Raw genomic sequence first — 13,808 nt, forward strand, 5'->3', positions numbered from 1 at the left:
GGGCGCTGGCGCGCCCGTTTGCGTTTGAACTGACGTTCATCACCCGGCCCGCTGGAAGGCGCATGCCGACGTCGTTTTTGGGTTTTATTGGATGAGCGTTCAATTTCAGGCATGCCATTTGCGTTGAGATTGGCAAAGCCCCTGCATACGAAACGGGGCCATTACAAGAACAGTGCTCGCCTGAGGCACACCCTGCATTGTGTGAGGAGAAATCGCGATGACGTCGTACACCTCCGGGACCCCAACCCAGAACCGCACAGCACCCCAGTCCATCGGCTTTCTCCTGCTGGACAACTTCACCCTCATTTCCCTGGCGTCGGCGGTCGAGCCGCTGCGCATGGCCAACCAGCTGTCCGGTCGCGAGCTCTACCGCTGGCATACTCTGACCGTAGACGGTGGCCAAGTCTGGGCCAGTGATGGCTTGCAGATCACCCCCGATGCCGCCATGCACAGCGCGCCCCCGATCGACACCGTGATCGTCTGCGGCGGTGTGGGCATCCAGCGCACCGTCACCCGCGAGCACGTCACCTGGCTACAGGCCCAGGCCCGCCAGTCGCGCCGCCTGGGCGCGGTGTGCACCGGCAGCTGGGCGCTGGCCTGCGCCGGCCTGCTCGACGGTTTCGACTGCAGCGTGCACTGGGAATGCCTGGCGGCGATGCAGGAAGCCTACCCGCGGGTGAACATGAGCACCCGCCTGTTCACCCTCGACCGCAACCGCTTCACCAGCTCCGGCGGCACCGCGCCGCTGGACATGATGCTGCACCTGATCAGCCGCGATCATGGCCGTGAGCTGTCGGCGGCGATCTCCGAGATGTTCGTCTACGAACGCATCCGCAACGAACAGGACCACCAGCGCGTGCCGCTCAAGCACATGCTCGGCACCAACCAGCCGAAGCTGCAGGAAATCGTCGCGCTGATGGAGGCCAACCTCGAGGAGCCGATCGACCTGGACGAACTGGCGGTGTACGTGGCCGTGTCGCGGCGCCAACTCGAGCGACTGTTCCAGAAGTACCTGCACTGCTCGCCGTCGCGCTACTACCTCAAGCTACGCCTGATCCGTGCCCGGCAATTGCTCAAGCAGACGCCGATGTCGATCATCGAGGTGGCGTCGGTGTGCGGGTTCGTGTCCACGCCGCACTTCTCCAAGTGCTACCGCGAGTACTTCGGCATTCCGCCGCGTGACGAGCGCGTGGGCTCGAACACCACCCAGCAGGTGGCAATGATGCCGATTCCGCAAGCCATGGCCTTGTCACCGCACAGCGGGCCGATGGCGGCGCTGAGCCAGGCGCGTAACGAGTCGACCTTTGCCAGTGTGCGCCTGTAGCTGAACATCGGTCCCTGTAGGAGCGGCACAAGGCCGCTCTTACAAAGGGCCAGTCAATGCTTCAGGCACGTTTGTTGAACTGCGCCAACGCCGGCAGCAACTGCTTGTCGATGGCTTGGCGCACGGCCGGCAGGATCGTCGCGCTGCCGGTGTACATCTGCTCGACCATGCCCTTCAGCGCCCGCGCATTGGGCTCGGTCAGTCCGCGTATCACCACCTCGCAGGCCTGCTCGGCGCTGGCGCCGGCCGGAATGTCGAAACCCCGCGAGCGCAGCTGGCCCAGCAGGTCGTCCTGGTCGATCAAGTCCGCATGCATCATGACTAATGTCCTTCGCCGCTGTTGTCTTCAATTGATTCTGTGTCCGATGCTCTGGGGCGGCAAGGGCGGATTGTCACGATGGCTGCTTTGACTACGAACAGGTCGTTTACGGCTAAATCGTCGGGCAAGGAGGGCCGCAGATTGATGTCACGGCACCGGGGGCTTGGTCACTCTCGGTGTTTTTCAAACTAGTTGTCGCGTCACTCCTCGATCAGATACAGGTAGTCGTACTGACCACGCACCGAAGACGGTAAGTATGTGATGTCCCACGACCACACACGATTCGGTGCCTGGGTCGCATGTGTTGTCGGCTCGGCATTACGTCCAGGGCGCTGAGCACGTCCTCGGTGCTGCCTCTGTCCGGCAGTTCGAAGCTGCAGCGCAGTTCAATCTCAAGTTCTTTGATGCATTTCTGATCCTGCCGGGCTTGTTCCCGATCAACCTTGGGTTGCGCTTGTTGAGACGCCATTGCGCTCAGAAGCCCTTGCCGTCACGCGGTTATCTGCTTGGCATACAAGCTTTTGCGACGACAGTATTCGCCCAATTCAATCTCGGACAGGCTGGCACACTCGGTGACTGCAGCGAATTTCACCTCCACCGACTAACTCTCGGTCGGGTGTTTGGGGGCGGACACCACTACGGATCCTTTGGTACTGGCTTGCCGACGTCAGGTGTACAGAGACATTTCAGGAACGCCCTCGGCCATCGTCAGATTGAATGGAGGGAGCAACATCTTGAGGAATTCGGCTTTGCGCTCAGAGGAATAGTACGGCACAACGGCTCTGTTTGCGCCCCTGTGTCTGGTTTCAGGTAAATCAGGCGAGGCGGCCACTATCCTGACACCGGGGGCCTTGCAGTGGATGTTGCTCTTGATCCCGGAAGCTCACGGCTTTCCAGGACTTTTGGGGGCACGCAAACTACCTGATAATTTTGCCAGTTGCGGGCTGTCTGATAGTTAGTTAAGTATTATGGCAGATACTTTTTGTTCGAGCGTTGGCATGTCACTGGTGGGCGACGACAGCATAATCTGAGGATAGGGAGGTAAGGACATGAACAAACTATGCGGAATTCATGCTGTCTTGCTATGGACTGTACTGGTCTTTGTTTTTTCGGGGTGTTCCACCCCGAAGCCCGAGGGGGCGACGCCGTCTGCAAACGAATTGCAGGTTTCTTTTTATACGGGGTCTTTCGCAGCGAGTGGATTTCTATGCAGTGTAATCGTGCCTGATCACGGAAATGCGCCACTATGTCCTGCGATGCTACAAGCGCTGGCGGAGAATAGTTGTCATACTTCTGAGGAGGGGTGTAGGAGAGAAGGGAAGGAATATATGCCTGAGCTCGGGTCAATTCGATTTCTACTCTGGTTTGGCTTTCGCGTTATCTGTTTTGAAACGGCGCGAGGCGAGGCTGCGCTGTGCGTTCAGGGGATGCTTCCTGAACCCAATTTATTTCCGCGGATGATTGCAGATATAAAGAAATCGGTGTGGGAACATCCAAATATTCTTCAGCCTCTGGAAATAACGATATGGAATGAGGAGTTGTTCGGTAAGATAACCCATATTACCTCCTGGAAGCTTGATCAATAAGGCTGCTTGCGGCTGGTCTTCTGGCTTGTTTAAGTATTTGCATTGTGCCTGGTTGTGTACTGCTTGCTCATATGTTCAAGGAGAATAGGATGATTATTCAACGAAGGACTACGTGGCTTTTCGCATTTTTACAGGTGCTTCTGCTGTCGGCTTGTGGAGTGGCAAGTCATGCGCAGGTTTCATCAATGGATGATGAGCAAAAACTTTATGATATCAAGGAAGCGATGGATCTCCAGAGGCTGTCGACGCTGGCCTCTAGCGATGCAGACGTCAATTTCCTTAAAGCACTGGGGCAATCGAGGAACATAGAATATGCGCGTTTCATTGATGTCAATCCGGCCTTGGTCAAGGCAGGGGTTGGCCGGCTTTTGGTGTCGCTACCAAATGGAGATATTGTAAAGTTTCAGCAACGTAATGTCTATGAAGAAGGTAACAATACTACGTATTGGTTTGGAGACATCGTTTCCGATCGAAAACAACACCACACATCTCCTGGTGAGGTTGATATAGATCCTGTCAGCAGAATTATGCTGGTGCGGCAAGGGCAGCGACTGAGCGGTGAGATATATCTGCCAGGACAATTTTATCGTTTGGAAAATGCGGGTGCGGGGCGATATGCTCTCATTAAATTTGGGTCGGATTCTAATTTAAAGTGTGATCCTATACGTGAGTCGCAGGGTAAAAAACTGAAAAAAGCAGTGAATGGTTCACAGCCCAGGGCGCGTAGTATTATTCGGGTCATGTTCGTTAGTACGCAGGAGGCGCGTGCAGTTGATCCGTCTTTTGAAGGCAGGATTAGGGCAATGTTGGCATCGAGCTCTCAGGTGTTTCGGAGAAGTAATGTTGACCTTGAGTTTGAGTACGCTGGGTATTATGCCTCGAGTTTGAAGGAGGCTGAGCTTGAACAGGACCCAAAAAAAATACTGAGGGAGGTCCGTGGGCCAAACACGCCTGTCGCAAGACAAATTGCTGAACAGAGAGAGTCGAAGCAGGCTGATTTGGTTGTCACTGCAGTTGCTTATCCATTTTTTGGTGGCCAGGCTTATGTCTCGGCAAGAAAGGAAACTGCCTTTGCATTGATCCATGTTGCACACGAATCAGACATTCTGACGCATCAGCTTGGACATCTCTTGGGCGGGGAGCATACATGGAAACCTGGATATCCCGATCCAGGTGAACATCCATACAGATTCGCGCATGAGTTTTTTGCCAACGGTGCTAAGTATCATACGATAATGGGTAAGTTTGATTGCGGAAAAAATGGATGTGATCATTATGATATGGGTCAATTTTCTGACCCTAAAGCTACTTTTGCTTCAGTGCGTTTGGGTACTAAGGAGCATAGTGATAATGTTCGTCTTTTTAATGAGGTTAGGGATGATGTGTCCAAGTTCTATCCCTGAAATCAAGGTTGAGTGTATTTAGGTGGGCTCTGAGTGAGAAGGCACGCTGGTGGTCGAGGTAATCTTCTCGCTCGAGCCTGATCTTACGTTCAAGGAATGCGAATGGTTCGGCCAACGTACAGTGAATGCGGTTGGCTATCTTGCCCAGTGACCAGGTTTTCCAGTTGTTCGATGGAACTCGCCGTAAACGGCGCAGACTTTGGTCCGGCCATATCCACGTGCAGTAGCAGTTGCTCGCTGGCGGAGAGGGCTTCCTCAAAGTCCTTTCTATGCAAGCTGTGGTACAGGTGCAGGCGCTTCTTGTCGAAGCCGATAATGAATGTCTGCACCCACACCTCAGTATCAAGCTTTACCTCGTGCAAGTAGTTGATATGCGCCTCTAGGGTAAACAGCGAATGCCCGCTCTGCCCTCGTGCATCGGCATCCAGGCCGATGCGCTCCATCAGCGCATCGGTGGCGTAGCTGAAGATCAGCAGGTAGTAGGCATCGCGCAGGTGGCCGTTGTAGTCGACCCATTCCGGCAACACCCGGGTACGGTAGGTGATCAGGGCGGGCATCGTTTAATCCTCAGTCGCCGAAGGCCATGCCGTGCTTGGCTTTGCTGGTTTTCACCGCTTCCAGTACCGCCAGCAGTGTGTCATCACGATAGCGCTCCAGGGCCGCGATGCTGCGCTCGCCCAGCTGTTCCGAGGTGCCTTCCACCACATCGTCGATCAGCTTGTCGGTCAGCTCCGGTGCCGGCAGGTACGTCCAGGGCAGCTTCAGCGCTGGGCCGAACTGGGCCATGAAGTGGCGCATGCCGGCGTCGCCACCAGCCAGGGTATAGGTAAGGAAAGTGCCCATGAACGACCAGCGCAGACCGGCGCCGAAGCGGATCGCGTCGTCGATCTCGCCAGTGCTGGCGACGCCGTCGTTGACCAGGTGCAAGGCCTCGCGCCAGAGCGCTTCGAGCAGGCGGTCGGCGATAAAGCCGGGGACTTCCTTGCGCACATGCAATGGGCGCATGCCCAGCGCTGTGTAGAGGGCTTTTGCCGCTTCGATGGCGTCGGGGCTGGTGTTTCGGCCGCCGACGATTTCCACCAGTGGCAGCAGGTACACCGGGTTGAACGGGTGGCCCACCACGCAGCGCTCGGGGTGGGTGGCCGACTCATAGAACTCGCTGGGCAGCAGGCCCGAGGTGCTGCTGGCGATGATCGCATTCGGCTTGGCGGCGGCGCTGATCTTCGCGTGCAGGTCGAGCTTGAGGTCCAGGCGTTCGGGGGCACTCTCCTGGATGAAATCGGCGTCGCGCACGCACGCCTCGATGGTGGCGACGAAAGTCAGGCGATCCTGTGAGGCGCCGGGCGCCAGACCTTGCTTCTGCAGGGCCGGCCAGGCATTGGCGATACGTTTGCGCAACATGGCCTCGGCGCCGGGCGCAGGGTCCCAGGCAATCACGTCCAGGCCATGGGCCAGGGCGCGGGCGACCCAACCGCTGCCGATTACGCCGCTACCCAGGGCGGCGAAGGTCTTGATGTCGGTGATGAATGGCATATCGGGCTCCTACAGGAATATCAGCGGCGTTTGAGGTTCATCTTTTCCCGGCCTTCTGCCGGGCTGAGCACGCGGGCACCCATGCGGGTGATGATTTCCATCGCCCGTTCCACCAGCTGGCCGTTGCTGGCCAGCACGCCACGGTCCAGGTACAGGTTGTCCTCCAGCCCGACCCGGACGTTGCCGCCGAGCAGCACCGCCTGGGCGGCCATGGGCATCTGCATGCGGCCGATGCCGAAGCCGGCCCAGGTGACATTGGCCGGCAGGTTGTCGACCATCGCCTTCATGGTGGTGGTATCCGCCGGCGCGCCCCATGGGATGCCCAGGCACAGCTGGAACAGCGGGTCGTCCAGCAGGCCTTCCTTGATCATTTGCTTGGCGAACCACAGGTGACCGGTATCGAAGATCTCCAGCTCGGCCTTCACGCCCAGCTCGGTGATGCGCTTGGCGCCTGCGCGCAACTGGGCCGGGGTGGAGACGTAGATGGCGTTGCCGTCGCCGAAGTTGAGGGTGCCGCAGTCGAGGGTGCAGATTTCCGGCAGCAGTGCCTCGACATGGGCCAGGCGCTCCAGCGGGCCAATCAGGTCGGTGCCTGGGCCGAATTCCATGGGTGACTCGCCCGGGCCGATCTCCAGGTCGCCGCCCATGCCGGCGGTGAGGTTGACGATGATGTCCACGTCAGCCTCGCGGATGCGCTCCATCACTTCGCGATAGAGGTTGACGTCGCGGCTAAAGCGGCCGGTTTGCGGATCGCGAACGTGGCAGTGGACCACGGTGGCGCCGGCCTTGGCGGCCTCGACGGCGGATTCGGCGATCTGTTTCGGGGTGACCGGGACCAGGTGGCTCTTGGCGACCGTGTCGCCGGCACCGGTGAGGGCGCAGGTGATGATGACGTCGTGGTTCATGGTGGATTCCTTTTTGTGACTATGGACCGGATCTCTGTAGGAGCGGCCTTGCGTCGCGATAGGGCCGCGCAGCGGCCCCAGGATTTATGTGGCGGCGTTGAAGTCCGGGGGCCGCCTTGCTGCCCTATCGCGACACAAGGCCGCTCCTACACCGATCGGGTTGACCTGTCGGTGTGCGAGTAGGCGATGAGGTTCTGTCAGTTGGCCGTGAGCTTGAGGTTGTCCGCGGCGGGCTTGCCATCGAAGGTGGTTACACCCTCGAGCCAACGGGCCTTGTCCTCGGGGTGGTCCTTGAGCCACTGGCGGGCGGACTCCAGCGCGTCCTTGTGATCGAGCAGCGGCTGCATCATCCGGCTCTCGTCCTCGGCGCTGAAGTTCAGGTTGGCCAGCAGGCGGTGGGCGTTGGGACAGCGTTCGGCGTAGTCCGGCGCGGTCACCGTCCACACCGTGGCGCGGCCTTCGTCCGGGCCCAGGGCGTCCTGGCTGTCGCCGAGATAGACCATGTCGATGTTCACGTTCATTGGGTGCGGCGCCCAGCCAAAGAACACCACCGCTTCCTTGCGTCGTACCGCTCGGTCCACCGCGGCGAGCATCCCGGCCTCGCTCGACTCGACCAGCTGGAACTTGCCCAAGTCGAACTGGTTCTTGCTGATCATCGCCTTGATCTGGGTATTGGCGCCGGAGCCTGGCTCGATGCCGTAGATCTTGCCGCCCAGTTCCTTCTGGAACTTGTGGATGTCGGCGAACGTCTTCAGGCCTTTGTCGGCCAGGTATTTCGGCACGGCCAGGGTGGCGCGGGCGTCTTCCAGGCTTGGCTTGTCGAGCACCTTGACCTGGTTGGCCTGGATGAATGGGGTGATGGTCTGGGTCATGATCGGGTTCCAGTACCCGAGGAACATGTCCAGCCGCTTATCGCGAATACCGGCGAAAATGATCTGCTGCGAGGCGCTGGTCTGCTTGGTCTGGTAGCCCAGACCATCGAGCAGCACCTGGGCCATGGCGCTGGTGGCGATCACGTCGGTCCAGTTGACCACGCCCAGGCGCACGTCCTTGCAGACGGCGGGTTCGGCGGCGAAGAGCGGTGCGGCTACGGTGGTGCTGAGCACGAGGGACAACAGGCTGCGGCGGATAAAGCGTTGCATGGTGGCTCTCCATCGGCAGTGCATATTGTTATGGGTCCGGCCTCTGCGGGCCGTGAGAACACGCTACGCTGGCGACAGGGTGGAAAATCGCACCCTGGCGACTAACACTTGCACGGAGGCGACCACCTTTGCGCGGAGCATGCGATGCCGGAAACCATAGACTTCCTGTTGCTACCCGGCTTTTCCGCCATGGGTTTCATCAGTGCCATCGAGCCGCTGCGCGTGGCCAATCGCTTCCGTGGCCCGTTGTACCGCTGGCGCGTGCTGAGCCTGGACGGTGGCGCGGTAGAGGCCAGCAACGGCATGTCGGTGAATGCCGATGGCGCGCTGGGGGAGGGCGGGCACGGGCGGCTGTTGCTGCTGGTGGCCGGCTTCGAGCCCTTGGCGTGCTATGGATCGGCGCTGCAGCAAGCGCTACGTCGTCTGGACCATGAAGGCGTAGTGCTCGGGGGTATCGACACCGGCGCAGTGGTGCTGGCCGAGGCCGGCCTGCTCGATGGTCACCGGGCGACCCTGCACTGGGAGGCACTGGAGGCGTTCAAGGAGCGTTATCCACGCCTGCAGGTGACCCAGGAGCTGTTCGAGATCGACCGCCGGCGCATCACCTGTGCCGGCGGCACGGCCTCCATCGACCTGATGCTCGACCTGATCGCCCAGGCCCACGGCAGTGAGCTGGCGGTGCAGGTTTCCGAGCAGTTCGTGCTGGGGCGCATCCGTCCGCGTCAGGACCACCAGCGCATGGAGATCGCCACGCGTTACGGGCTGCGCAACAAGAAGCTGGTGAAAGTGATCGGCGAGATGGAGCGCAACACCGAGCTGCCGCTTAACACCCAGGTACTGGCTGATGGCGTGCAGGTGACCCGGCGCCAGTTGGAGCGGCTGTTTCGCCTGTACCTGGCCGACACGCCCAGCGGTTTCTATCTGCGGCTGCGACTGGACAAGGCCCGCCAGTTGCTGCGCCAGACCGACATGAGCGTGCTGGAGGTGGCAGTGGCGTGCGGGTTCGAGTCGGCGTCGTATTTCACCCGCTGCTATCGGACACGGTTCGAGCGGTGCCCGCGGGAAGACCGGCGATTGGTCGTGTCATGAAGTGAGCATTCGCGGGGCAGGCAATCACTGCTGTCCGATCGACTGCAGGTATTCCGAGCGCTCGTCGCTACGCTGCGCCACGCAGGTATCCCACGCCGCCTCGTACGCCTTGCTCCCCGGCTTCTCGGCCCAGGTCTCGACCTTGCAGTCGGCGTCGCGCAACTGTGCCCACAGCTTTTCGGCTGCCTCCATCTTGCCGCTCAGCGCCGCGGCCTTGTCGCTTTCATCCGCGTACTGGTCGCGGATGCGTTGCATCAGGTCGTCATAGGCCGCTTTCAGTTCGCGCTCGGCGGTCTGCTTGTTGTAGGCCGCGCAGGCATACCCCTGCTGTTCGGTCTCGACGTTGTCGCAAGGCGTGCTTTCTTCCTCGGCGGCGTGCGTGCTACCCGCGACCGCCAGCAGAACCAGCCATGCCATTGATTTCATCCAATTTCTCCTGAACAGGCTGACCAATCGCTGGATTCTCGCTCAGCGCAGGTTCGGGCGATAGCTCCCTGACGAAATGTTCATCAAACGTCGTTGTCGAGACTCGCTCTCATTGCCGAGCGCCGTGCCAGAGCGTGCCGGATCGGCCATTGACGCTTTCGGCAAACCCCCTGTCGTTTTTGCATCGGGGCGCCTCGGGCGGCAGGCATATGCTGGCCCCAAAGCGCCGGCACAAGGTTCGGCGCATGCAGACTTCAATAAAAGGGGACAGCCTGATGAGCCCAGCCGAACTTCACGCCGACAGCATCGTCATCGACGGCCTGATCATTGCCAAGTGGAACCGCGAGCTGTTCGAGGACATGCGCAAGGGCGGGCTGACCGCGGCCAACTGCACGGTCTCGGTGTGGGAGGGCTTCAAGGCCACCGTCGACAATATCGCCTCCAGCCAGAAACTGATCCGCGAGAACAGCGACCTGGTGATGCCGGTGCGCACCACCGCCGATATCCGCAAGGCCAAGGAGCTGGGCAAGACCGGCATCCTCTTCGGCTTCCAGAACGCCCATGCGTTCGAAGACCAGATCGCCTATGTCGACGTGTTCAAGCAGCTCGGCGTGGGCATCGTGCAGATGTGCTACAACACCCAGAACCTGGTCGGCACCGGTTGCTACGAGCGTGACGGTGGCCTGTCGGGCTTCGGCCGCGAGATCGTCGCCGAGATGAACCGCGTCGGCATCATGTGCGACCTGTCCCACGTTGGCTCCAAGACCTCCGAAGAGGTCATCCTCGAGTCGAAGAAGCCAGTCTGCTATTCCCACTGCCTGCCCTCGGGCCTGAAGGAACACCCGCGCAACAAGTCCGACGCAGAGCTTAAGTTCATCGCCGACCACGGCGGCTTCGTCGGCGTGACCATGTTCGCGCCGTTCCTGGCCAAGGGCATCGACTCGACCATCGACGACTACGCCGAGGCCATCGAGTACACCATGAACATCGTCGGCGAGGACGCCATCGGCATCGGCACCGACTTCACCCAGGGCCACGGCCAGGACTTCTTCGAGTACCTGACCCACGACAAGGGCTACGCCCGGCGCCTGACCAACTTCGGCAAGATCATCAACCCGCTGGGTATCCGTACCGTCGGCGAGTTCCCCAACCTGACCGAAACCCTGCTCAAGCGCGGCCACTCTGAACGCGTGGTGCGCAAGATCATGGGCGAGAACTGGGTCAACGTCCTCAAGGATGTGTGGGGCGAGTAAAGCCGCTCTCCAAGCCTGAAAGCCCCTGCCAGCAACGCCGGGGCATCCAAACAAAAAATTTTATGGAGTTGAGTTTCCATGGCCAAGATCGCCCCGCAATTGCCAATCGAAGTCGACAGCGAGACCGGTGTCTGGACCAGCGACGCCCTGCCGATGCTCTACGTGCCACGGCATTTCTTCGTCAACAACCACATGGGCATCGAGGAAGTGCTGGGCGCCGACAAGTACGCCGAGATCCTCTACAAGGCCGGCTACAAGTCCGCTTGGCACTGGTGCGAGAAAGAAGCCGAGTGCCATGGCCTGGAGGGCGTGGCGGTGTTCGAGCACTACATGAAGCGCCTGTCCCAGCGTGGCTGGGGCCTGTTCCAGATCCAGGACATCGACCTGGACAAAGGTACCTGCAGCGTCAAGCTCAAGCACTCGGCGTTCGTGTACGTGTATGGCAAGTGCGGCCGCAAGGTCGACTACATGTTCACCGGCTGGTTCGCCGGGGCCATGGACCAGATTCTCGCTGCCCGCGGCAGCTCGATCCGCACCGTGGCCGAACAGGTCTACGGCGGGTCGGAAGAAGGCCACGAAGATGGCCTGTTCGTTACAAAGCCGTTGTAAGCCGGAGATAGCGTCATGGCCTTCGAAGCAATGTTCCAGCCGATCCAGATCGGCAAGCTGACCGTCCGCAACCGTGTGCTCAGCACCGCGCACGCCGAGGTCTACGCCACCGACGGCGGCATGACCACCGACCGCTACGTGAAGTACTACGAAGAGAAGGCCAAGGGCGGCATCGGCCTTGCCATCTGCGGCGGCTCTTCGGTGGTGGCCATCGACAGCCCGCAGGAGTGGTGGTCGTCGGTCAACCTGTCCACCGACCGCATCATCCCGCACTTCCAGAACCTCGCCGACGCCATGCACAAGCATGGCGCCAAGATCATGATCCAGATTACCCACATGGGCCGTCGCTCACGGTGGGACGGCTTCAACTGGCCGACGTTGATGTCGCCGTCGGGCATCCGCGAACCGGTGCACCGCGCCACCTGCAAGACCATCGAGGTGGAAGAGATCTGGCGGGTGATCGGCAACTACGCGCAAGCCGCGCGTCGCGCCAAGGAGGGCGGCCTGGACGGCGTCGAGCTGTCGGCTGTGCACCAGCACATGATCGACCAGTTCTGGAGCCCGCGGGTCAACAAGCGTACCGACGAGTGGGGTGGCACCTTCGAGGGCCGCATGAAGTTCGGCCTGGAAGTGCTCAAGGCCGTGCGCAAGGAAGTCGGCGATGACTTCTGCGTGGGCATGCGTATCTGCGGCGACGAGTTCCATCCCGATGGCCTCAGCCACGAGGACATGAAGCAGATCGCCGCCTACTACGACGCCACCGGCATGCTCGATTTCATCGGCGTGGTCGGCTCGGGCTGCGACACCCACAACACCCTGGCCAACGTCATCCCCAACATGAGCTACCCGCCGGAGCCGTTCCTGCACCTGGCGGCCGGCATCAAGGAAGTGGTCAAGGTCCCGGTGTTGCACGCGCAGAACATCAAGGACCCGAACCAGGCCACACGCATCCTCGAAGGCGGCTATGTCGATATGGTCGGCATGACCCGCGCGCACATCGCCGACCCGCACCTGATCGCCAAGATCAAGATGGGCCAGGTCGACCAGATCAAGCAGTGCGTCGGTGCCAACTACTGCATCGACCGCCAGTACCAGGGCCTGGATGTGCTGTGCATCCAGAACGCCGCGACCTCCCGTGAATACATGGGCGTGCCGCACATCATCGAGAAGTCCACCGGGCCGAAGCGCAAGGTGGTGGTGGTCGGCGCAGGCCCAGCTGGCATGGAGGCGGCCCGCGTCGCCGCCGAGCGTGGCCACGACGTCACCGTGTTCGAGAAGAAAGACCAGATCGGCGGACAGATCACCATCGCCGCCAAGGCGCCGCAGCGCGACCAGATCGCCGGCATCACCCGCTGGTACCAGCTGGAGTTCGCCCGCCTGAAGGTCGACCTGCGCCTGGGTACCGCTGCGGATGTGGACACCATCCAGGACCTGCGCCCGGACATCATCGTGCTGGCGGTGGGCGGCCATTCGTTCCTTGAGCAGAACGAGCACTGGGGCGCCGCCGAAGGGCTGGTGGTCAGCAGCTGGGACGTGCTCGACGGCAAGGTCGCGCCGGGCAAGAACGTGCTGGTGTACGACACCATCTGCGAATTCACCGGCATGTCGGTGGCCGACTTCCTCGCCGACAAGGGCAGCCAGGTCGAGATCGTTACCGACGATATCAAGCCGGGCGTGGCCATGGGCGGCACGACCTTCCCGACCTACTACCGCAGCATGTACCCCAAAGAAGTGATCATGACCGGCGACATGATGCTGGAGAAGGTCTACCGCGAGGGTGACAAGCTGGTGGCGGTGCTCGAGAACGAGTACACCGGCGCCAAGGAAGAGCGCGTGGTCGACCAGGTGGTGGTGGAGAACGGCGTGCGCCCTGACGAGCAGCTGTACTACGCGCTCAAGGACGGCTCGCGCAACAAGGGCCAGATAGACGTGGAGGCGTTGTTCGCCATCAAGCCGCAGCCGATCCTCAGCCAACCGGGCGAGGGCTACCTGCTGTACCGCATCGGCGACTGCGTGGCCCAGCGCAACGTGCATGCGGCGATCTATGACGCCTTGCGGCTGTGCAAGGACTTCTGATCGCACCGCCTCTCTAGAGGCGGGATTGGCCCCCTGTAGGAGCGGCCTTGCGTCGCGAAAGGGTCGCGAAGCGACCCCGGGATCTGTGCATCACTGCTGAGCCCCAGGGGCTGCTTTGCAGCCCTTTCGCGACACAAGGCCGC

13 protein-coding genes and 1 pseudogene are annotated in these 13,808 nt (G+C 60.7%); 7 read left to right on the forward strand and 7 right to left on the reverse strand.

What is annotated here, in order from left to right; translation table 11 throughout:
* The first annotated feature begins 217 nt into the window (after positions 1 to 217).
* Positions 218 to 1,324, forward strand: a complete 1,107-nt coding sequence (gene gbdR / locus K5H97_RS01895; protein WP_028688457.1) for a choline metabolism transcriptional regulator GbdR — start codon at positions 218 to 220, stop codon at positions 1,322 to 1,324.
* Positions 1,325 to 1,385: 61 nt separating this feature from the next.
* On the opposite strand, the gene K5H97_RS01900 is transcribed toward gbdR, so the two are convergent.
* Positions 1,386 to 1,643 (reverse strand): hypothetical protein, encoded by a 258-nt coding sequence (locus K5H97_RS01900; protein WP_028688456.1) that lies wholly within the window; start codon positions 1,641 to 1,643, stop codon positions 1,386 to 1,388.
* 203 nt (positions 1,644 to 1,846) lie between these two features.
* A pseudogene (locus K5H97_RS30135) lies at positions 1,847 to 2,017 on the reverse strand (IS3 family transposase); the annotation flags it as partial.
* Between the two features lie 675 nt (positions 2,018 to 2,692).
* Between K5H97_RS30135 and K5H97_RS01905 the strand changes: the two are divergent.
* Both K5H97_RS01905 and K5H97_RS01910 read left to right on the forward strand, forming a co-directional pair.
* Entirely contained in the window at positions 2,693 to 3,229 is a 537-nt protein-coding gene (locus tag K5H97_RS01905; RefSeq protein WP_143496109.1) for a hypothetical protein, read from the forward strand.
* An 89-nt stretch (positions 3,230 to 3,318) separates the two neighbouring features.
* Entirely contained in the window at positions 3,319 to 4,632 is a 1,314-nt protein-coding gene (locus K5H97_RS01910) for a hypothetical protein (protein WP_155952649.1), read from the forward strand.
* A gap of 89 nt (positions 4,633 to 4,721) precedes the next feature.
* Here the strand turns inward: K5H97_RS01910 and K5H97_RS01915 are convergent, their stop codons facing one another.
* The 4 genes from K5H97_RS01915 to choX all read right to left on the reverse strand — a co-directional run bounded on the left by K5H97_RS01915 (position 4,722) and on the right by choX (position 8,212).
* A complete protein-coding gene (locus K5H97_RS01915) occupies positions 4,722 to 5,189 on the reverse strand; it encodes a thioesterase family protein (RefSeq protein WP_028688454.1) in 468 nt (155 codons plus the stop codon).
* Positions 5,190 to 5,199: 10 nt separating this feature from the next.
* Positions 5,200 to 6,165, reverse strand: a complete 966-nt coding sequence (locus tag K5H97_RS01920) for an L-carnitine dehydrogenase (protein WP_028688453.1) — start codon at positions 6,163 to 6,165, stop codon at positions 5,200 to 5,202.
* Positions 6,166 to 6,185: 20 nt separating this feature from the next.
* Positions 6,186 to 7,070 (reverse strand): BKACE family enzyme, encoded by an 885-nt coding sequence (locus K5H97_RS01925; protein ID WP_028688452.1) that lies wholly within the window; start codon positions 7,068 to 7,070, stop codon positions 6,186 to 6,188.
* Positions 7,071 to 7,267: 197 nt separating this feature from the next.
* Complete coding sequence (choX, locus tag K5H97_RS01930) at positions 7,268 to 8,212, reverse strand: choline ABC transporter substrate-binding protein (RefSeq protein ID WP_028688451.1); 945 nt, start codon at positions 8,210 to 8,212, stop codon at positions 7,268 to 7,270.
* Positions 8,213 to 8,356: 144 nt separating this feature from the next.
* Here choX and K5H97_RS01935 point away from each other — a divergent pair, with 144 nt between their 5' ends.
* Positions 8,357 to 9,301: a GlxA family transcriptional regulator gene (locus K5H97_RS01935; protein ID WP_028688450.1), complete on the forward strand. Its 945-nt coding sequence runs from the start codon at positions 8,357 to 8,359 to the stop codon at positions 9,299 to 9,301.
* A 24-nt stretch (positions 9,302 to 9,325) separates the two neighbouring features.
* On the opposite strand, the gene K5H97_RS01940 is transcribed toward K5H97_RS01935, so the two are convergent.
* On the reverse strand, positions 9,326 to 9,727 hold the full coding sequence (locus K5H97_RS01940) for a lysozyme inhibitor LprI family protein (RefSeq protein ID WP_028688449.1): 402 nt from the start codon (positions 9,725 to 9,727) through the stop codon (positions 9,326 to 9,328).
* A gap of 275 nt (positions 9,728 to 10,002) precedes the next feature.
* Here K5H97_RS01940 and K5H97_RS01945 point away from each other — a divergent pair, with 275 nt between their 5' ends.
* The 3 genes from K5H97_RS01945 (at position 10,003) to dgcA (ending at position 13,665) form a co-directional block, all read left to right on the forward strand.
* Entirely contained in the window at positions 10,003 to 10,980 is a 978-nt protein-coding gene (locus tag K5H97_RS01945) for a dipeptidase (protein WP_011536164.1), read from the forward strand.
* A 78-nt stretch (positions 10,981 to 11,058) separates the two neighbouring features.
* Complete coding sequence (locus tag K5H97_RS01950; RefSeq protein ID WP_028688448.1) at positions 11,059 to 11,589, forward strand: DUF5943 domain-containing protein; 531 nt, start codon at positions 11,059 to 11,061, stop codon at positions 11,587 to 11,589.
* Positions 11,590 to 11,604: 15 nt separating this feature from the next.
* Complete coding sequence (gene dgcA / locus K5H97_RS01955; protein WP_028688447.1) at positions 11,605 to 13,665, forward strand: dimethylglycine demethylation protein DgcA; 2,061 nt, start codon at positions 11,605 to 11,607, stop codon at positions 13,663 to 13,665.
* Positions 13,666 to 13,808 lie beyond the last annotated feature (143 nt).

Source organism: Pseudomonas mosselii, from assembly GCF_019823065.1.
Taxonomy (GTDB): Bacteria; Pseudomonadota; Gammaproteobacteria; order Pseudomonadales; family Pseudomonadaceae; genus Aquipseudomonas; species Aquipseudomonas mosselii.